Consider the following 20,190-nt stretch of genomic DNA (forward strand, 5'->3'; position numbering starts at 1 on the left):
GGAGGTGTTCTTGATTATGACAAGAATTGGTGTAGAACCATCTTTATCCGATGTAGAAGAACTACTGAAGCAAAAAGGGTATGACGTCGTACGTATTCAAAATGAACAGCAAATGGATCAGTGTGACTGCTATGTGGTCACAGGGCTGGATTCAAATGTTCTTGGCATTTCAGACACAACGACAAAAGCATCTGTGATTACTGCGTCAGGTATGACGGCTGATGAAATTTGTCAAGAAGTAGAACAGCGTGTTCAATAAAACAAACAAGAAAAAGAACCGGTAGATTATAATCCCGGTTCTTTTTGCTCTTTTTCTATATCGAGTACTTCTTTCATTTTTTTGCGCAAGATTCGTTCTACCCGCCATTGCTCCATTGTTTCGGTTTTAGCTATGATGCGCAGTACGAGGGAAGAGGAGCCGAACGCCTCCACGCCGACAACTTGAGGTCCTTCGATAATTTGAGGGATTTCTTCCCGAACCTCATCACACGCAGCTTGAAGGGCTGTGATCATTTGATCCACATTCTCTTCTGGAGATAACTCGATATCAACGAGTGCCTGCATCGTCCCTCTTGAATGGTTGCTCACGTTCAATATACTTCGATTTGGGATAAAATGAAGGGTGCCGTCAAAGCTTCGAAGCTGAGTGGTTCTAAGTCCAATTTGTTCTACGATCCCATCAAAGCCAGCAACTGTTATATATTCTCCCACATCGAATTGTTTCTCTAATAATATAAAGAATCCTGTCACAATATCACTCACTAGTCCTTGAGCGCCAAAACCGATCGCAAGCCCCACAACGCCTGCGCCAGCTAGCAAAGCGGTCGGGTTATAATGAAATAAGTCGAGGATCATGACCACTAGAATAAAAATCAATATGTAGGCGAAAATATTTAACGTGAGACTTTGCAGCGTCTGAGCTCTTGATAAAGAGACGTCATGCTTTTCAGAGAATGTGGAATAGGCACGCCTAATCATCTTGTTTCCGATGACTCTGATGATAAAATAAATCGCAAAAATAACGATTAGTTTTAGCAAAATCATACTGCTATTGAGGATAATGGAAACCCAATCTACTTGTTCAAATGCTTTCATGTTCTTCAAAACCTTTCTATGTATGCTCTAATAGAGAAGCTAATCATTTGTTCCCTTATGCAAGACATGTTAAACTTTTGTTAAGTGGAGCAAGAGATTGTGACAAATCGTTAATTAAATTTATTATTAATTAATATTGACTAAAAACCGCTTAAGTATTATAATTGTAATTGTGAAGTTATTAACTAAATGAGAATTTCAACTTTTGATTCTCATTTTATATACAGCTTAGAAGTCTGTATAAAGATATTATTTTTTGGAGGGATTTACATATGGCAGAGCGTTTTGTAGGAAAACAAGCTCCACGTTTTGAAATGGAAGCAGTACTTGCTAACAAGGAATTTGGTAAAGTGAGTTTAGAGGAAAACATGAAGAATGACAAATGGACAGTTCTTTTCTTCTATCCAATGGATTTCACATTTGTTTGCCCAACTGAAATTACAGCAATGAGCGATCGTTATGATGAGTTCGAAGATTTAGATGCAGAAATCATTGGTGTATCTACTGATACAATCCATACGCATCTTGCTTGGATCAACACAGACCGTAAAGAAAATGGTCTAGGTGAATTGAAATATCCGCTAGCTGCTGACACAAACCACACAGTATCTAGAGAATACGGCGTTTTAATTGAAGAAGAAGGTATTGCACTTCGCGGTCTATTCATTATCAACCCAGAAGGCGAACTTCAATATCAAACAGTATTCCACAACAATATCGGTCGTGATGTAGATGAGACATTACGTGTTCTTCAAGCATTACAAACTGGTGGACTTTGCCCAGCTAACTGGAAGCCTGGTCAAAAAACACTTTAATTGATAGCTGAAGAAACAGGAGGGTCTAACTGATGTTAGACCTTTTTGTTTCGACACATACAATGGATGGAGGCGCTTCAAAATGAAATTACGTCAACCAATGCCAGAACTAACTGGTGCAAAAGAATGGTTAAATGGAGAAGTAACAAAAGAAGATCTAATTGGTGACAAACCAACATTGATTCATTTCTGGTCAGTCAGCTGTCATCTTTGTAAAGAGGCCATGCCTCAAGTCAATCAATTCCGTGATGAATACAAGGATCAACTAAACGTTGTAGCCGTTCATATGCCGCGTTCAGAGGATGACCTAGATCTAGATAAAATCAAAGAGGTTGCGAAAGAGCATGAAATCACGCAGCCAATTTTTGTGGACAGTGATCATCACTTAACAGAAGCCTTTGAAAATGAATATGTACCAGCATATTATGTATTTGATAAAACAGGTGCTCTGCGCCACTTCCAAGCTGGCGGAAGCGGAATGAAAATGCTTGAGAAACGTGTCAATCGAGTGCTTTCTGAGTCTGAAAAGGCCGCAGAATAGGCTTTCCCCCATAAATGGGGGTTTTTTCATGGACAAAAATAGGCGACCTATTGCACGGAATGGACTTTTATGTACGTGTCATTCCTAAGAAAAGAGAAATTGAGGGAGTTTATTAAAAAATATTCCTGAAACAAAAGGGCATTAAGACCTATTTACTTTTTTGTTTTGAAATGAAAATGTAAAGATTTTAACTTTTTACTATTCAGAACGTTTTTGCACAAAAGAAATTTCAGTTTGGTAAATAACGATGTAAATCAAGTAGTATAAGTGTTTATTCAAATTTTTTACAATATTTTAAAGTTTGTCAAAAGCCTTTAGTGGCAATGAAATGGATGCCGATTGTTCCTCTTTGGCAAAATTTTAGTTGAAAATACCTATCTGATAGCAAACTGTAAAATGATAAAAAAATAGTTGATAAAATTAGTTTTCTAATCTAATATTTACTATAGAATATTTTTTATATGATGAGGGGGAAATCCATTGTTTAATGAGAGGGAAGCGTTACGATTACGATTGGAACAACTAAACGAAGCAGAAGTAAAGGTCATCCGTGAATATCAAATTGAGCGAGATGCGATTTATGCAAAATTAAGAGAATTAGACCGTCAAGGAACAGGTCTAGTGTCAGATACAAAAAAAGAAGTGCGTACAGAAAGAAAGACGGATTCGCTGCCTGTATTAGCTGAACTGGCTGCACAAGAAATGAGAAGCTACCAGCCGCCGGCACAATCACAATCAAATCCTGCATCATCTTTAGGAACAGGACAGCTAAACGGTGTACCTGTAGGTATTCCTGAAGGATCTACTAGACGCAGAAGAGGCACAGCCCGCCCTGGTTCAAAGGCAGCTAAGCTTCGTGAAGCTGCGATTAAAACGTTAAAGCGTCATAATGCGGCGATTAAAAGCTCTGAGCTTCAAAAAGAGATTGAAAAAGAGAGCGGTCTTGAAATTCCAAATATGACAACGTTTATGCAAAGCTTAATTAAAATGTATCCTGAAGTGAAAAAGCCATATCGCGGACAGTATATTTTAGAAGGCGACATTCAAACAGAAGACGAATAAATAAAAAGAAACTGCTGACGTAAAAGCCAGCAGTTTTTTATTGCGAGAATTACTTTTTTTGGTCAACTGTATAGACAATTTTTCGTTCCTTTGACAGGTGATCACGCTGTTTTTTGAAGCCATCGATCTTCACTGTCATGACCTCTCCATTTCGCTGCACCGCATCGACTTGTGCCTGGAGTATTTGAACTTGTTCGTTCAGCTTTTTCAAGATGGGTTCGATTTCTTCCGTTGTTTGCAGGAAGCTGTCTCGAGAGAATGGCTGTGAATTTGTTTGAGCTGACTGGTCAATATCAGCAAAATGAGATGCGATCCATTCCTCACTTTCTGCTAACTGCTTTTGATAGCTTGTGAGCGTTTCATAAAAAATCGTTTCCTTTGCTTTTTCAATTTGCAGTAATTTCTCTTGTGTTTCATAAAAACGCTCCTGAAGATGTCTGACGCCTTCCTGTAATAAATGGAGCTCTGCGTTTTTATCACCCAATGTTTGCTGCAGTTTCTCAATCACAGCGGATAAAGTATTTCCTTTTTTCTCCTCTTTTGCAAGCCGTTGATCTTGATCTTGCATCCGTTCATTTAATTGTTGAGAGATTTCTTTATATTTGATCACTTTTAAATGCAGCCGGTGTTTTTCTTCCGTTTCTTTTCTTCTATGAAAGGTTTCCTTTTGCAGCATTTCATGAAGAAGGACTATTTTATGTAATAATTCAGATTTGCTGTAGGAGAGATCCTGTATTTTTGAGGCTGCATCGTCTTGATCAATGGTCATTTCATCCAATTGTTGTTTTAATAGCGTGTAATCCTTTTTCATCTCATGATATTCTTGAGTTAACTTCTTATTTTTAGAATACGTATATGAGGACTGTAAATCAGAGATCATTTGTTGATATTTGGCTGTTTCAGCTTTTAAGTATAAATTCTCTTGAGATAGGTCATGGAATAGGGGAGAAGCATGGCGCCTGTTCATAGATAGACCCTCCTTATTCATGTTACCAATAAAGTATGCGAAATGAGTGCGATTAGAACAACCATATCCAAGGAGGGTGAGAGAATGGATGTAGTGAATGTCATTTTAGCTGGAGGAGCTTCCAGACGTTTTGGAGAGCCAAAGGCAAGTTATATGTATCAAGGAAAACCACTATATGAGCATGTGAAAAATCAGCTTTTGAAAGGACAGACGGTCATCATCAGCCATCCATCACTTCTGCCCTTTTTTAAAGAAAGAGGTGAACGAAGTGTGTGGTTAGATGATGAACGGGTGCGCGGATGCGGGCCGCTTGCCGGCATGTATACGGCGATGCAAAAGCAAGAAGCAGCATGGTATTTGGTGATGGCATGTGACATGCCCTTCATACGGAGGGAGACCGCCGAAGCATTATCGTCCTATTGCAGCGAGCACGTAGATGCTATCATCCCGCTTGTTCAGGGCAGATTACAGCCTTTATTTGCGCTTTATCACCGCCGCTGTCTGCCGTCCATTGATGCGTGTTTAAAAGAGAATCAATTAGCCATCAAAGAGTTACTTCAAAGGCTTAAGGTGCGCATCGTCCCAGAGGAGGAACTGAACGTAACACCAAATGAATTTCGAAATATCAATAAAAGAAGCGATTTACCTGAAAACGGTATGATATGATACATAAAAATGGTGAGGAGAGAACAGCATTGAATGACCGATATTCAAGACAAATCTTGTTCCCTCCGGTTGGGGAAAAGGGTCAGCGTGCGCTTGCTGACAGTCATGTTCTGATCGTTGGAGCCGGTGCACTTGGAACTGCCTCCGCTGAAGGGCTTGTCCGGTCTGGGATCGGCACGTTGACGATTGTTGATCGTGATTATGTAGAGTTTTCAAATTTACAGCGGCAGCAGCTGTACACAGAACATGATGCAAAGGCACATGTGCCAAAAGCAGCTGCGGCAAAAAAACGTCTCCAAGAGATCAATCATGAAGTGATCATACACGCCCTGATTGAAGATGCAGGCGCGAGGCTGTTAAGACCGTTATTTCAGAGCGCAGATATTGTCATTGATGCGACGGATAATTTTGAGACGAGAATGGTGATGAATGATTTATCGCAGGAAACGAAGACGCCGTGGATATATGGCGCTTGTGTGAGCAGCCAGGGGATGTATATGACCATTTTGCCGGATAAAACGCCGTGTTTATCGTGTGTCTTTACAGAACTGCCTGTTGGCGGCTTGACGTGTGATACAGCGGGGATTATTTCTCCAGCAGTTCAAATGGTTTCTGCTTATCAGCAAACAGAGGCGCTAAAATATTTAACAGGACATGAAGATCAAATCGAACGGAAATTTGTCACATTTGATCTTTGGCAGGCGACATCATTTAAAATGGATTTGTCTCGTACTAAGCAGAAGAACTGCCCATCCTGCGGTGAAGAAAGAACCTATCCTTATTTACATGAGCAGCGTAAAAAAACGACGATTCTTTGCGGACGGGATACAGTTCAAGTTGTATCTAAAGATTTAGCAAATCTATCATTTCAGCATATGAAAGAGAGGCTGTCATCTATTTGTGAGGTGGAAGTGAATGACTTCTTAATCCATGTCCGCTATGAATCTTATCGTATTGTCTTTTTCAAAGGTGGACGTGCATTAATCCATGGGACGAATGATGAAAAAGCAGCCAATTCATTACTAGCAAGACTGCTAGGGATATAGGAGTGAAGTGTGATGGAAAGACGTCAGCCAATTCCAGTAGAAGAAGCCATTCAGAAAGTCCATCAATATGAAAAGCATGGAGAAGCAGAATGGGTGCCTTTAAAAAATAGCCTTGAAAGGTTCATTGCAGAAGATATTTTAGCAGATCATGATGTTCCTGCATTTGATCGTTCCCCGTATGATGGTTTTGCACTTCGGGCAGAAGATACAAAAGAAGCGTCAAGCGAGCATCCGGTTGAATTTGAGGTCATTGACCATATTGGTGCAGGAATGGTCTCAGCAAAAACCATCGGTCCCTTTCAAGCCATCCGTATCATGACAGGAGCAAAAATCCCGGATGAAGCAAATGTCGTCATCATGCTTGAGCTGACTAAGACCTTCGAAAAAGACGGCAAATCATACATGTCACTTAAAAGACCGCTGAAAAAAGGGGACAATATTTCTCGTCAAGGAGAAGAAGTACTTGAAGGAAATGTGATGGTCAAAAAAGGAACCAAAGTAACTCCGGGCGTTACGGCCCTATTGGCGACATTTGGATATGGTGTAGTGCCAGTTGTCAAAAAGCCAGTGATCGGCATCATCTCAACAGGTACAGAGCTTCTTCAAGTGAGTGATGCGATGGTGGACGGTAAGATTAGAAACAGTAATCTTAGTATGGTTTATGCCCAGATACTTGAGGCCGGGGGAGAGCCGCTTGATTTAGGCGGTGTGTCTGATGATTTTGACAAAAGCTATCATGCAGTCAAAGCAGCCTTAAGCAAGGTAGATTTCTTAATCACAACAGGCGGTGTGTCAGTAGGTGATTTTGACTTTCTCCCTGCGATTTATGAAAAGCTGGGAGCTGAGGTGCTGTTTAATAAAGTGGCCATGAGACCCGGAAGTGTGACGACGGTTGCTGCAATGCCAAATGGTCAACTGCTGTTTGGGCTGTCAGGAAATCCCGCTGCCTGTTTTGTTGGCTTTGAATTATTTGTGAAACCGATGATCTATAAATGGTCTTTGAAGAAGCAGCCGTTTCCTGCTTTTGCTGAGGCGAAGCTGACACACGATTTTCCAAAAGCCAATCCGTTCACTCGATTTGTCAGAGCGGCACTACAATTCACGGGCAGTCAGCTCAGTGTGACCCCAACAGGTCTTGATAAATCAAGTGCCGTGACCTCTATTGCAGATGCTAACTGTTTCATCGTGCTGCCCGGAGGAACAAGAGGTTTTAAGGCCGGTGATCAGGTCCATGTTCTGCTGTTTCAGCACGAAGGAGAGGGTTCCCCATGCTGGATGACACATTAAGCATATTACAGGTGGTCGGTTATCAAAACAGCGGCAAGACTATGTTGATTGAAAAGCTCTGTCAGCTGGCTGTACTTGACGGGCTGAAGCTAGGCTGCTTTAAACACCATGGACATGGCGGTAAACCAGATCGTCTTTTGAAAGAAAAAGACACCGATCGATATGTTCAAGCAGGTGCATTTGCCGCTGGCGTGGAAGGAGAGGGTGAATTTCACTTTTCAATGCAGCACATCACGTTAGAGCAGTTGCTCAACATGTGTCAGCATCTTCCATTAGACGCTGTCTTGATAGAAGGGTATAAACAGGCACCATACCGCAAAATCGTTTGTGTAAAGAATGAAGAGGAGCTCATTGATCTTTCAACTCTTTCCAATATACAAGCAGCTATTTATTTTTCTCAAGAGTTTCAATTAATCGAAAATTACTCGTTTCCAGTGTTTTCAGCCTTTGAAAAGGGCGCAGTCACATTTGGTTTTAACTTATTGAAGGGAGGCGTCTCTGCTTGAGTGAATTTTTTAAAATAACAAAAACGCCGATTGATGTAAACGAATTGATTCAGCATGTGACAAGGCGAAAGGCAGGGGCCATTACGACGTTTATCGGGACGGTCAGAGAGTGGACAAACGGCAAAAAAACATTGCATTTAACTTATGAAGCATACATACCAATGGCTGAAAGCATGCTAAGTCAAATTGGACAAGAAATCAAGAAACAGTGGCCTGAAACTGAAGCAGCCATTGTGCACCGGATCGGGACACTTGATATAACGGATATTGCTGTTGTGATAGCCGTTTCATCTCCTCATAGGAAGGCTGCATACGAAGCGAACGAATATGCCATTGAGCGAATTAAGGAAATCGTTCCAATTTGGAAAAAAGAATATTGGGAAGACGGGGAAGCCTGGATAGGTGATCAGCTTGAAACGGTTTCATATCCAGAGGGGAAACCTAGCGATCTTCAACTTGCAAAGAAAGAAGGTGATCAGCTTGATTAGTGTATTATTGTTCGCCGGCCTTGCTGAGAAGGCCGGTAAACAACAAATCATCATTCAAAAAGATCAAACAACGGTTGATGAGATTAAATTAGAATTACAGGAGGTATATGGTGTTGATGCTGCACAAAACGTGATGGTTGCAGTCAACGAACTATATACGAGGGAAAACGCTGAAGTGCGTAGCGGGGACACTGTTGCATTCATTCCTCCTGTAAGCGGTGGATAATAGATATTAGAGGATTTGGTTATGGCCAGCGGCTGTAACCAATTTTTTATGTGTGAAAAGATTGTAGAGGTATTTGGGTGTGATCTTCGTAAATAAAACATCCCCTTCGTGCTTTAGAAATGTGAGGGTCGAGCTGCTGGATCAGATCATACAATTCGCTAATTCGTCTCACATTGAAATCTGTCTGGGCTTGAAGCTGTTCTTTTAATTCTTTTGTACTCACAATGCTTCCCTTTTTCTCTTTAATAATATCTACACATCTAGCAGCGTAGTATATTTTGTCATTAGAGGGTCTGCTTTCTTTCATATCAAGTAATTTGAGCTCATGATAAATTAGTTCTCTTTCCTTTCGAAAGTATTGCCATGCTTCTTGTTCCTTTTCATAAAGTAAAATCAATTGTGTTTTCAATTTTTCTCTTAACATTCACTTGACTCCATTTCCACTATCATTTAACCTACCTCTATTTTACATTATATGAAAAAATAACTTTCGATCAAGTAAAAACCTTATATTTTTCATTTTTTAATATGAAAGTATTGATACTAAAGGCTCATTTGTTCTATAAAAGAAACCAATCATAGTCCTATAAAGCCGGGATTTGTCGAAATTACTAGGATTATTTTAACAAAAAATTGTTGTGTCTAACTAAGACCATCCGAATTCAAAGGAAAAGGATATTTATTCCGAAAGACATGTGGTTTTTTGATAAAATGTTTTTAGGTCAGTAAAACCTCTATTTTTTGATATGAATATGGTCTGGTCATGGTGTCATTTGGAGGATGTCATTCGTGATAATAGAATAATAGATAAATTTTTTCCTCAATGAAAATAATAAAATCAAATCATCCATCACTTATTGGCAATCTTTTGATAAAATAGAAAGAACAAGAGAGAACATGTGCGTTTGCATACTTGCATGACATAGAGAGGAGACATTTGATGAAAGAAAATATGCAAAAGCCCACGATCATTGGAGTGAGCACAAGACCTTCAGAGCACCTGAAAAGAGTATGGGAAAACCCGGTGGTTTGGTGGCCTTTATCCTGGGTGCTTCTTTTAACAGTGATTGTGACTTATTTGTCAGAGCTAGTGAATGAAGGAATGTGGGCAGATTTAAGCTTGCCGGTATCGGTCGTTTATGTGGTGACGCTAATTGGTCTAATTCTCGGGCTTGTGATTAATGCTGCTATATATAAGTTCATCGTATTTTTAGCAAAGGGTGATGCATCGTTTCAGCAGCTGTTTTCAGCGGTCCTGTTTATTACACCAGTTACGATCATTGGTACGATTATTTCTCATCTGTCCGTCATCCTGTTCCATGTGCCAAAAAACATCACAATCACCTCATTAAATGCACTCATTCAAACTTCTGGTCCATGGCACGGTGTGTTTGCTAATATTGATCTCTTTGTGATCTGGAATCTTGTTTTAACAGGCTTTTTATTGATCAAAGTCGGTCATATATCTCCAAGAATATCTTGGATCATGATAGGAGTCTTTTATGTCATTTCTTTCATTCTTCAATATGTAGGAACCGCAATCAACATATCAGTAAGCTGGGGGTAGAATGTCTTTATGAGAAAGAAAATCATCATCGGATCCATTTTTATTATTGTCATCGGTCTATTTATTGGCTTTAACATTGCGAAAAATCAATCAAAGCCTGCTTCGACAGCAGCTATTAAAACAGTAAAACCCACGCAAAAAGAAATCACCACTACGGTAATGACGCCAGGGACACTTTCATTCTCTGAAGAGCAGTTCATTTATGCAGAAGAGGAAAAAGGATACTTGAAGGGGATTTCTGTGAAAGAAGGAGAAAAGGTAAAGGCTGGAACGCCGCTTCTTACATATGAAAATAGGGAGCTGGAGCTTGAAGAGCAGCAGCAAGCTCTTGCGGCTGAATCAAGTACGCTAAAACGCGAACAATTACAAAATAGACTGAGCGAATTAGATGAAAAACAAGCAGGCGACTCAGTCGCCCATCCTAAAAACGAGCGAGACCAGCTCGAATTAGAGCTGAAAGCGGCTGAATTAGAACAAAAACAAGCAGAGATCAGCCAAGAAAAAGTAAAAGCACAAATAGAAGATTTAACCGTACATAGTAAAATTGACGGTACAGTGATTTCCATTGAGCAAGAAGAAGGGGCAGGAAAGCCGGAAGAAAGACAGCCGATCATTCATATTGGCAATGAGAAAAAAATGATTGTGCGAGGATTGATTTCTGAGTATGACGCCATAAAAGTGAAAAAGAAACAAAAAGTAAAGGTTACATCTGATGTCATTCGCGGAAAGAGCTGGCAAGGGGTCGTGAAAAAAGTGGGGGCTGTACCTGCTCAGGCAGCATCCGAAACAACTGCGGGTGATCAAACGGTACAATATCCTGTTGAAATCGAAATAAAGGGAAAAAAACCTGAAGCGAAACCTGGTTTTAAAATGATCATGGAAATTGAAACAGATAAGCGTCAAGCCCAAACGATTCCTGAATCAGCTGTAAAAAAAGAGGATGATGGACAATACGTTTATATTGTCAAAAAGAATGTACTTAAAAAAGTAAAAGTGGTGCTAGGGGAAACGTCAGGTAATGACCTTGAAGTGACAAAAGGTGTCAAGGCAGAGGATCAAATCATTGCTCATCCATCAGATGACATGTATGACGGAATGGAAGTGAATGCTGAATGATTCAGCTTTCAAACGTGACAAAAAGCTATGAGGTCGCCCAAGAAACATTTGATGTATTAAGTGAGATCGATCTTGTCATTGAAAAAGGCGAGTATATGTCCATTATGGGCCCGTCCGGCTCTGGAAAATCGACGTTAATGAATATCATTGGCTGTTTAGACCGGCCAACCACAGGACAATATCATTTTCAAGGAAGAGAGCTGTCAGCTGCAAAGGATCAAGAGCTTGCAGTGATTCGAAATCAATTCATTGGATTTGTCTTTCAGCAATTTCACCTGCTGCCGAGGTTAAATGCGAGGCGTAATGTTGAGCTTCCGATGATTTACGCTGGTATCAGTCAAAAGGAAAGAAAAGAACGCGCAGAAATGGCACTTGAAAAGGTTGGTTTGGCAGACCGAATGAAACATATGCCAAGTGAGTTGTCGGGAGGGCAAAAGCAAAGGGTGGCAATTGCTCGTGCCATTGTCAATAAGCCGCAGCTTATCTTAGCAGATGAACCAACAGGTGCTCTTGACTCAAAAACAAGCTTCTCAATCATGGAACAGTTTACTAAGCTGAATGAGGAGGGGACAACGATTGTGCTTGTCACCCATGAAGAAGAAATGGCTGCGTATACAAATCGGACGGTCGTTGTAAGAGATGGACGGCTCGTTGAAGATAGATTGACACAAGGGGACGCTATGAATGAAACTCTTTGAAAATATCAAAATAGCGATGAATTCTGTTTTAGCTCATAAATTACGTTCTATTTTAACGATGCTTGGGATTATTATTGGTGTTGGATCGGTCATTGCGGTCGTGGCTATCGGTCAAGGCGGCGAGCAAATGTTAAAAGGGTCGATTTCAGGTCCAAACAATACCATTGATATGACATATACGCCTTCTGACGAAGAGTTAAATGCAAATCCAAACGCTTTATTCGACGCCACATTTACTGAGGAAGACATAAAAAGCATTAAGACAATCAACGGGGTGAATCAGGTTGCCTCTTCGACTGCACAAGGAATGCAGCTGAGATTTCAAGATACGACAGTGGATGCGACAGTTAACGGTATAAATGAAGGGTATACGAATGTCCATTCATTACAAATAGCAGAAGGACAGAATTTAAGAGATGTTGACTTTAGAAGCGGCAGAAGAGCCGCTCTCATCTCTGAAGGCTTACAAAAAGAATTATTTAATGGACAGAAGGCATTGGGCGAAATGATTTGGATGAACGGACAGCCTGTTGAAGTCATCGGTGTTTTAGCAAAACAGAAAGGGATGTTTTCATTTGATATGAACGAAATATTTGTCCCGTTTGCTATGCTCACCTCCACATTTGGGATCAATGAATATGATAAGTTGTCAATTCAAGTCGCACATGCTGATCAAATGAAGGAATTAGGAAAGAGTGCGGCTGCATTATTAAATGAAAATCATCATACAGAAGATGCTTATGAAATGATCAATATGGAAGAAATCGCAGAAGGCATTGGTCAAATCACATCTGTTATGACAACAATCATTGGCTCAATAGCTGGGATTTCTTTGCTTGTCGGCGGTATCGGTGTGATGAATATCATGCTTGTTTCTGTGACAGAGAGGACAAGGGAAATCGGTATCCGAAAGGCGATTGGAGCAACAAGGGCTCAAATACTCGTTCAATTTTTAATTGAATCTGTCGTCTTAACATTGATCGGCGGGTTGATGGGGATCGCACTTGGCTTAGGTGGCGCCGCGCTAGTATCACTAGTTGCCGGCTGGCCGTCCTTAGTATCTTGGCAAGTCATCTGTGGCGGTGTGCTGTTTAGTATGCTTATTGGGATTGTTTTTGGGTTAATTCCTGCGAATAAAGCAGCAAGACTAGATCCTATTGATTCTCTTAGATATGAATAATTTGGAGAAGAACAAAAGCATACAAACAGTGTGAATTCGCCTGTAATCCACCATCAAAAGCTTTTATGCACATCGCATAAAAGCTTTTTTTAGTTCCATTGAATGAAATGAAAAATGATAGAAATGCTAAGATCATGACTTTCATCTTAATGTCACATATTTTTCAGTTTACAAATGGTACATATAAAGGTAAGATGACCATGGTGAAAGATTTTGATAGTTATTGAATGTATTTGATTGTTTTGTATTGATAATGTTGAAAAAAGCGATTACAATAAAGGTGCGCGCAAAATGAATACGTTTTCAAAAGGGGGTGTTTTCTTGTTGACACCGGAAAGACATCAACTCATTATCGACTGTTTAGAAGAAAATGATGTCATCAAAATACAGGACTTAACGATTATGACGGATGCGTCTGAATCTACAATTAGAAGAGATCTATCAGCCCTTGAAGAAAAAGGATTTCTTAAAAGAGTCCATGGGGGAGCAGCCAAGATATCAAGTATCCGTCTTGAACCAGATGTATTTGAGAAATCTGCCAAAAACCTTCAAGAAAAGTCATTGGTTGCAGAGGCAGCTGCTTCACTTTTAAAACAAGGCGATTGTATTTATTTAGATGCTGGTACGACCACACAGCAAATGATTGAATATATCGATCCCGATCAAGATATTGTTGTGGTGACAAACGGTGTTATGCACATTGAAGCACTCATGAGAAAAGGCATTTCTTTTTACCTGATAGGCGGATCAGTGAAACATCGAACAGGAGCCATGGTGGGAGCCGCAGCTTTGACAGCGATGGAAAATTACCGTTTTGACAAAAGCTTTGTTGGGACGAACGGCATTCATCCCGAGGCGGGGTTTACAACACCTGATCCAGAGGAAGCGCTCATGAAAAAAAGAGCCATGAAGCAGGCGAAAAAAACCTATATCTTATCAGATGCCTCTAAGTTTGGCGAAATATCGTTTTCAGCCTTTGCTAGTTTACAGGAAGCCACCATTATCACAAACGACGCAAAAGAGGATTCATTCGATAATTACCATGAAAAAACGGTTATAAAGGTAGTGAAAACATGATTTATACAGTTACTTTAAACCCATCAGTTGATTACATCGTACACGTGGAGGATTTCGCAGTCGGCGGTTTGAATCGTTCAACCTATGACAAAAAATATCCAGGTGGAAAAGGGATCAATGTCTCAAGGCTTTTAAAACGTCACGGTGTTGAATCAAAAGCGCTTGGATTCATAGGCGGATTTACAGGAAAATATATTCAAGACTTTTTACAAAACGAACAATTACAAACAGCCTTTCACGAGGTGTCAGAAGATACACGAATTAATGTGAAACTAAAAACAGGTGAAGAAACCGAAATCAACGGACTCGGCCCATCTATTACTGAAGCGCAATTTGAGTCGTTTCTGTCTCAATTTTCTTCATTGACTGAAGGAGATGTCGTTGTCTTAGCTGGCAGCATTCCTTCTTCATTGCCTCATAACACGTATGAACGTATTGCTGAGGTGTGCGAAAAGCAAGGTGTCAGAGTTGTCCTTGATATTTCCGGGGAAGCACTAAAAAAAGCAGCAGGCTTGAAACCGTTCTTAATGAAGCCAAACCATCATGAGCTAGGTGAAATGTTTGAGACGAGCATCTCATCTGCGGAAGAAGCCATTCCTTATGGGAAGAAGCTGTTAGAACAAGGTGCTGAACATGTCATCGTATCAATGGCTGGAGATGGAGCTCTCTTATTCAGTAAGGAAGGGGTTTATCAGTCCAATGTTCCAAAGGGCACGCTTGTTAATTCAGTTGGTGCAGGGGATTCAGTCGTTGCAGGATTTTTAGCCGGCGTTTCGAAAGGCCTTTCGATTGAAGAATCATTTAAGCTTGGCGTCACATCAGGCAGCGCTACAGCATTTTCTGAGGAGCTTGGAACAAAAGAGCTTGTCGACACACTATTACCACAAGTAAAAGTCACACGCATTTAAAGGAGGAGTCATCATGAAAATTACAGAACTACTCACAAAGCAGACAATTAAGCTTCAATTAGACAGCCAGCAGAAAGAAGCAGTCATTGAAGAACTAGTCACTGTTTTAGATACAGCAGGCAAGCTAAATGATAAAGAGGGCTACAAAGAAGCAGTGATCAACCGTGAAAAACAGAGCTCTACTGGTATTGGCGAAGGAATTGCTATCCCTCACGCTAAAACAGCAAGTGTAAAAGAGCCTGCCATTGCATTTGGCCGCTCGACAGCTGGTGTAGATTATGAATCACTGGACGCGCAGCCGAGTCATCTTGTCTTTATGATTGCCGCAACTGAAGGCGCAAACAACACGCACTTAGAAGCACTTTCTCGTTTATCAACACTTCTCATGCGTGAAGAAATCCGAAAGCAGCTTCTTGAAGCGGCTACTGAAGATGAAATCATCGATATCATCAATACGCATGACAAGGACGATGATGAAGAAGAAGAGGAAGTTCAAGAAGAGCCGGCTGTATCAGGTAAACCAGCTAAGATTTTAGCAGTAACAGCTTGCCCAACAGGTATTGCGCATACATTTATGGCAGCAGATGCTTTGAAAGAAAAAGCAAAAGAAATGGGCATTGACATTAAAGTCGAAACAAACGGCTCTGGCGGTATTAAACACGCCCTTACGGCAAAAGAAATCGAAGAAGCACCAGCCATCATTGTGGCAGCGGACAAGCAAGTTGAAATGGAACGCTTTAAAGGCAAACATGTCATTGAAGTACCTGTGACAGCTGGAATCCGCCGTCCTCAGGAATTAATTGAAAAAGCAGTCAATCAAGATGCGCCGATTTATAAAGGCTCAGGCGGCAGTTCTTCAAAAGACGAAAATGAGTCATCTGGCAAAGGTAGAAGTGGTTTCTACAAGCACTTAATGAGTGGTGTAAGCAACATGCTTCCATTTGTTGTCGGGGGCGGTATCCTTGTTGCAATTTCATTTTTCTGGGGAATTAACTCAGCAGATCCTAAGGACCCTTCATTTAATTCATTTGCAGCTGTATTAAAAGGAATTGGCGGAGATAATGCGCTTGCCTTAATCGTTGCTGTTTTAGCCGGATTTATTGCAATGAGTATTGCAGATCGTCCAGGTTTTGCGCCAGGTATGGTCGGTGGATTTATGGCGTCGGCAGCAGGTGCAGGATTCTTAGGCGGACTAATTGCCGGTTTCCTTGCAGGTTATGTCGTTGTGCTACTTAAAAAAGTATTCACATTCGTACCGCAGTCACTCGACGGGATTAAACCGGTTCTGCTGTATCCATTGTTCGGTATTTTCTTCACAGGCATCATCATGCATTACATTGTTAACACACCGGTAAAAATGGTGATGGATGGATTAACTCACTGGCTTGAAACTTTAGGTACTGGAAACCTTGTCTTAATGGGCATTATTTTGGCAGGTATGATGGCGATTGATATGGGGGGCCCAATTAACAAAGCGGCTTACACATTCGGTCTTGCGATGATTGCTGCTGGAAACTATGCACCGCATGCTGCCATTATGGCAGGCGGAATGGTACCACCATTAGGTATTGCACTTGCTACAACAATCTTTAGAAATAAATTCTCAAAACGTGACCGAGAAGCAGGGATTACATGCTACTTCATGGGAGCTGCCTTCATCACTGAAGGGGCGATCCCGTTTGCAGCGGCTGACCCTCTGCGCGTAATTCCTTCAGCTGTTATTGGAGCAGCAGTGGCTGGCGGATTAACGGAATTCTTTAGAGTCACGCTTCCTGCGCCGCACGGCGGACTATTCGTTTTCTGGGTAACAAATCATCCGGTTCTTTATATCATCAGCATCTTAATCGGTGCCGTTGTAACAGCGATTTTACTGGGTATTTTGAAAAAACCAGTCAAACTAGAAGCGTAATTCAGAAGAGAAGCATCGTGAAGAGCGGTGCTTCTTTTTGTTTAATCATGAACAAATTAGGAAAAAATATCTAATTGAATGGTTGTCTTGTGAATTTTTAAATGACATGTGATAAAGTAAAGTTATTCAATTCACGTTTCAAGTCTTTTAGCAGAAAGTCTTAGGAGGAAGCAGTATTTTGAACGAAGAAAACAAACAAAACGAAAATGATATTCAATCTGATGCAAAGCAAGACAAAACAGAGAAGAAAAGTTCACTGTTTGAATGGATCAAAGCCATTTTAATTGCACTTGCGCTCGTCCTGCTCATCCGTACGTTTATATTTGAGCCGTATGTGGTGGAAGGAGAGTCAATGGAACCGACTCTTCATGATGGGGAAAAGCTGTTTGTCAACAAAACCATTAACTATCTAGGTGGTGTCAAACGAGGTGACATCGTGATTATTAATGGAAAAGATGGCCAGAAGATTCATTATGTAAAACGATTGATCGGCCTTCCGGGAGACACGATTGAAATGAAGGATGATACGCTTTACATTAATGGTAAAAAAGTTGATGAGCCTTATTTAAAAGAGAACAAGGCACATGCGAAAGAGTATGAAGTGCATTTAACAGGGGATTTTGGTCCAGTGAAAGTACCGAAAAACGATTACTTTGTGATGGGGGACAACAGACTCAATTCCATGGACAGCAGAAATGGACTTGGACTCATTGAAAAGGATCGGGTTGTCGGGACATCAGAATTTGTTTTCTTCCCATTTGGCGACATTCGGCAAACAAAATAAAAGCACCCTTCTCAGGTGTGTGAGAAAAGTGCTTGAATGGACGACCCTTTAAAAGAAGGGTCGTTTTAATTTGGCGTGAGCACCGTAACAATGATCACAATCGCCAACACAGAAGCGAAGACAGACCCAGTAATGGCTAAAACGGACCGAAACAATCCGACCTTTTGATTTTCTTTCCCTCGCTTTTGTAAAAAGCGTTTCGAAAAGATGTGTACCAGTGTGTAAATAAGCACAAGCCCAATATAAAGGCCAAAATCCCTTGCATTAAAGCCTGTTGCAGATAAATAAATACCCATAAAGAAAATCAATAAACAGTATTCCATAAGTGTAAGTAATCTCAAATCGCACGAACTCCTTCAATAAATCATTCCCATTTATTATACCATAATGGACAAATTGCCTTCGTTCTTAGCGAGAGACGTTTCTATCAAACGTTATTCATGTTATACTTCATAATGATGAATGAGTGATGGAGGATTAATAAATGATTGCAGTAAATAATGTTAGTTTGCGTTTTGCTGATCGTAAACTATTTGAAGAAGTAAATATTAAATTCACTCCTGGCAACTGCTACGGTCTAATTGGTGCCAATGGAGCTGGTAAATCAACGTTTCTAAAGATTCTTTCAGGTGAAATTGAAGCTCAGACGGGCGATGTTCATATGAGCCCTGGTGAGCGTTTAGCGATTTTAAAACAGAACCATTTTGAATACGAAGAATTTGAAGTATTAAAAGTCGTCATGATGGGTCACAAACGTCTATATGATGTGATGCAGGAGAAAGATGCGATCTATATGAAACCTGATTTCTCAGATGAAGACGGGATTCGTGCAGCAGAGCTTGAAGGTGAGTTCGCTGAGTTAAACGGCTGGGAAGCAGAAAGTGAAGCAGCGATCTTATTAAAAGGTCTTGGCATTCCAGAGAGCCTTCAATCGAAGAAAATGTCTGAGCTTGGTGGTTCTGAAAAGGTAAAAGTACTACTAGCCCAAGCTTTATTTGGTAAGCCTGACGTTCTTCTTCTTGATGAGCCAACGAACCACTTGGACTTACAAGCAATCCAGTGGCTGGAAGAGTTCCTCATTAATTTTGAAAATACCGTGATTGTCGTTTCGCATGACCGTCATTTCTTAAACAAAGTATGTACACATATTGCGGACCTAGACTTTGGAAAAATTCAAGTATATGTCGGTAACTATGATTTCTGGTATGAGTCCAGCCAGCTAGCGCTGAAGCTCAGCCAAGATGCGAATAAGAAAAAAGAAGAACAAATTAAGCAGCTTCAAGAGTTCGTTGCCCGGTTCAGTGCGAACGCTTCTAAATCGAAGCAAGCGACCTCAAGAAAGAAATTGCTTGATAAAATCTCTTTAGACGACATTAAGCCATCTTCACGTAAATATCCGTACGTTCATTTTGCGCCAGAGCGCGAAATCGGAAATGATGTCCTTCAAGTAGAAGGTCTATCGAAAACAATTGATGGTGTGAAAGTACTTGATAACGTCAGCTTTATCATGAATCGCGAGGATAAAATTGCGTTCTTAAGCCGTAATGAGCTTGCTGTATCCACTTTATTTAAAATTCTTGCTGGTGAGATGGAGCCAGACAGCGGGACGTTTAAATGGGGCGTTACAACATCTCAAGCCTTTTTCCCGAAAGACAATAGTGAATACTTTGAAGGAAACGATGTCGATCTAGTGGATTGGCTTCGTCAATATTCTCCTAATGATCAAAGTGAAAGCTTCTTACGCGGGTTCTTAGGACGTATGCTTTTCTCTGGGGAAGAAGTAAAGAAAAAAGCAAGCGTCTTATCAGGAGGAGAGAAGGTTCGTTGTATGTTATCGAAAATGATGCTGTCAGGAGCGAATGTTCTGCTGCTGGATGAGCCGACGAACCACTTGGATCTAGAATCCATTACAGCGCTGAATAACGGTTTAATGAGCTTTAAAGGAGCTATGCTCTTCTCATCTCATGACCATCAGTTTGTTGAAACAGTGGCAAACCGTATCATCGAAGTGACGCCAAATGGCATCGTCGATAAACAAACAACATATGATGAGTTCTTATCAGATCAAGACATTCAAAAGAGACTCGATGAGCTTTATGCATAAATAAGCAAAGACATCCAAAAGTGGATGTCTCAGCGTGTAGACAAACCCTCGTATTCGTTGTCAGTCCTGCGTGCCGGTGCTCACGAATGTCAAATTCGCTCCGCTCCGGTACTCGTCCTTCCTAGACTGCAAAGGTTTTCTATCACGC

23 protein-coding genes are annotated in these 20,190 nt (G+C 40.7%); 19 read left to right on the forward strand and 4 right to left on the reverse strand.

The window, feature by feature from the left end; genetic code table 11:
* The first annotated feature begins 16 nt into the window (after positions 1–16).
* Positions 17–259, forward strand: coding sequence for a YkuS family protein (locus tag C6344_RS02430; protein ID WP_003211408.1), 243 nt, complete (start codon positions 17–19; stop codon positions 257–259).
* Between the two features lie 26 nt (positions 260–285).
* Here C6344_RS02430 and C6344_RS02435 read toward each other — a convergent pair whose 3' ends face one another.
* On the reverse strand, positions 286–1,095 hold the full coding sequence (locus tag C6344_RS02435) for a mechanosensitive ion channel family protein (RefSeq protein ID WP_060596146.1): 810 nt from the start codon (positions 1,093–1,095) through the stop codon (positions 286–288).
* 272 nt (positions 1,096–1,367) lie between these two features.
* On the opposite strand from C6344_RS02435, the gene ahpA reads away from it, so the two are divergent.
* The 3 genes from ahpA to C6344_RS02450 all read left to right on the forward strand — a co-directional run bounded on the left by ahpA (position 1,368) and on the right by C6344_RS02450 (position 3,513).
* Positions 1,368–1,910, forward strand: a complete 543-nt coding sequence (gene ahpA / locus C6344_RS02440; RefSeq protein WP_034662744.1) for a biofilm-specific peroxidase AhpA — start codon at positions 1,368–1,370, stop codon at positions 1,908–1,910.
* Positions 1,911–1,992: 82 nt separating this feature from the next.
* Positions 1,993–2,451, forward strand: coding sequence for a TlpA family protein disulfide reductase (locus C6344_RS02445; RefSeq protein WP_034662741.1), 459 nt, complete (start codon positions 1,993–1,995; stop codon positions 2,449–2,451).
* A 480-nt stretch (positions 2,452–2,931) separates the two neighbouring features.
* Positions 2,932–3,513: a Rok-like winged helix domain-containing protein gene (locus C6344_RS02450; RefSeq protein WP_034662739.1), complete on the forward strand. Its 582-nt coding sequence runs from the start codon at positions 2,932–2,934 to the stop codon at positions 3,511–3,513.
* Between the two features lie 49 nt (positions 3,514–3,562).
* Here C6344_RS02450 and C6344_RS02455 read toward each other — a convergent pair whose 3' ends face one another.
* Positions 3,563–4,480 carry a coiled-coil domain-containing protein gene (locus C6344_RS02455; protein WP_066031766.1) on the reverse strand — a complete coding sequence of 306 codons (918 nt, stop codon included), beginning with the start codon at positions 4,478–4,480 and terminating at the stop codon, positions 3,563–3,565.
* 84 nt (positions 4,481–4,564) lie between these two features.
* Here C6344_RS02455 and C6344_RS02460 point away from each other — a divergent pair, with 84 nt between their 5' ends.
* Genes C6344_RS02460 through moaD form a run of 6 tightly spaced genes read left to right on the forward strand, consistent with a single transcriptional unit; the run spans position 4,565 to position 8,699 of the window.
* Entirely contained in the window at positions 4,565–5,146 is a 582-nt protein-coding gene (locus tag C6344_RS02460) for a molybdenum cofactor guanylyltransferase (protein WP_106072692.1), read from the forward strand.
* A gap of 29 nt (positions 5,147–5,175) precedes the next feature.
* Positions 5,176–6,192, forward strand: coding sequence for a thiazole biosynthesis adenylyltransferase ThiF (locus C6344_RS02465; protein ID WP_060596149.1), 1,017 nt, complete (start codon positions 5,176–5,178; stop codon positions 6,190–6,192).
* A 9-nt stretch (positions 6,193–6,201) separates the two neighbouring features.
* On the forward strand, positions 6,202–7,479 hold the full coding sequence (locus tag C6344_RS02470; protein ID WP_223254308.1) for a molybdopterin molybdotransferase MoeA: 1,278 nt from the start codon (positions 6,202–6,204) through the stop codon (positions 7,477–7,479).
* Positions 7,461–7,985, forward strand: a complete 525-nt coding sequence (mobB, locus tag C6344_RS02475; protein WP_034662725.1) for a molybdopterin-guanine dinucleotide biosynthesis protein B — start codon at positions 7,461–7,463, stop codon at positions 7,983–7,985. Before C6344_RS02470 ends, mobB begins: the two co-directional genes overlap by 19 nt.
* Positions 7,982–8,473, forward strand: a complete 492-nt coding sequence (locus tag C6344_RS02480; RefSeq protein ID WP_106072694.1) for a molybdenum cofactor biosynthesis protein MoaE — start codon at positions 7,982–7,984, stop codon at positions 8,471–8,473. The genes mobB and C6344_RS02480 overlap by 4 nt, the downstream gene beginning before the upstream one ends.
* Positions 8,466–8,699, forward strand: coding sequence for a molybdopterin converting factor subunit 1 (moaD, locus tag C6344_RS02485; protein ID WP_060596152.1), 234 nt, complete (start codon positions 8,466–8,468; stop codon positions 8,697–8,699). Before C6344_RS02480 ends, moaD begins: the two co-directional genes overlap by 8 nt.
* A 46-nt stretch (positions 8,700–8,745) precedes the next feature.
* On the opposite strand, the gene C6344_RS02490 is transcribed toward moaD, so the two are convergent.
* Positions 8,746–9,123, reverse strand: coding sequence for a Rok-like winged helix domain-containing protein (locus C6344_RS02490; RefSeq protein ID WP_003211488.1), 378 nt, complete (start codon positions 9,121–9,123; stop codon positions 8,746–8,748).
* 516 nt (positions 9,124–9,639) lie between these two features.
* Between C6344_RS02490 and yknW the strand changes: the two genes are divergently transcribed.
* From yknW to lepB, 8 genes are all read left to right on the forward strand, one after another.
* Complete coding sequence (yknW, locus tag C6344_RS02495) at positions 9,640–10,266, forward strand: YknW family membrane protein (protein ID WP_106047734.1); 627 nt, start codon at positions 9,640–9,642, stop codon at positions 10,264–10,266.
* A 9-nt stretch (positions 10,267–10,275) separates the two neighbouring features.
* Positions 10,276–11,382 carry an efflux RND transporter periplasmic adaptor subunit gene (locus C6344_RS02500; protein WP_106072695.1) on the forward strand — a complete coding sequence of 369 codons (1,107 nt, stop codon included), beginning with the start codon at positions 10,276–10,278 and terminating at the stop codon, positions 11,380–11,382.
* Positions 11,379–12,080: an ABC transporter ATP-binding protein gene (locus C6344_RS02505; RefSeq protein ID WP_106047738.1), complete on the forward strand. Its 702-nt coding sequence runs from the start codon at positions 11,379–11,381 to the stop codon at positions 12,078–12,080. Before C6344_RS02500 ends, C6344_RS02505 begins: the two co-directional genes overlap by 4 nt.
* On the forward strand, positions 12,067–13,260 hold the full coding sequence (locus C6344_RS02510; protein ID WP_106072696.1) for an ABC transporter permease: 1,194 nt from the start codon (positions 12,067–12,069) through the stop codon (positions 13,258–13,260). The genes C6344_RS02505 and C6344_RS02510 overlap by 14 nt, the downstream gene beginning before the upstream one ends.
* A 321-nt stretch (positions 13,261–13,581) precedes the next feature.
* Entirely contained in the window at positions 13,582–14,337 is a 756-nt protein-coding gene (locus C6344_RS02515; RefSeq protein WP_034662703.1) for a DeoR/GlpR family DNA-binding transcription regulator, read from the forward strand.
* Complete coding sequence (gene pfkB / locus C6344_RS02520) at positions 14,334–15,245, forward strand: 1-phosphofructokinase (protein WP_060596156.1); 912 nt, start codon at positions 14,334–14,336, stop codon at positions 15,243–15,245. Before C6344_RS02515 ends, pfkB begins: the two co-directional genes overlap by 4 nt.
* A gap of 13 nt (positions 15,246–15,258) precedes the next feature.
* Complete coding sequence (locus C6344_RS02525) at positions 15,259–17,154, forward strand: PTS fructose transporter subunit IIABC (protein ID WP_095285096.1); 1,896 nt, start codon at positions 15,259–15,261, stop codon at positions 17,152–17,154.
* Between the two features lie 211 nt (positions 17,155–17,365).
* Complete coding sequence (gene lepB, locus C6344_RS02530) at positions 17,366–17,938, forward strand: signal peptidase I (protein WP_034663870.1); 573 nt, start codon at positions 17,366–17,368, stop codon at positions 17,936–17,938.
* Between the two features lie 65 nt (positions 17,939–18,003).
* Here the strand turns inward: lepB and C6344_RS02535 are convergent, their stop codons facing one another.
* Positions 18,004–18,279: a hypothetical protein gene (locus C6344_RS02535; protein WP_060596158.1), complete on the reverse strand. Its 276-nt coding sequence runs from the start codon at positions 18,277–18,279 to the stop codon at positions 18,004–18,006.
* Between the two features lie 143 nt (positions 18,280–18,422).
* Between C6344_RS02535 and C6344_RS02540 the strand changes: the two genes are divergently transcribed.
* Complete coding sequence (locus C6344_RS02540; RefSeq protein ID WP_034662692.1) at positions 18,423–20,042, forward strand: ABC-F family ATP-binding cassette domain-containing protein; 1,620 nt, start codon at positions 18,423–18,425, stop codon at positions 20,040–20,042.
* Positions 20,043–20,190: the final 148 nt, after the last annotated feature.

It is taken from the genome of Bacillus sp. GBSW19, from assembly GCF_002998655.1.
In the GTDB taxonomy this organism is placed as follows: domain Bacteria; phylum Bacillota; class Bacilli; order Bacillales; family Bacillaceae; genus Bacillus.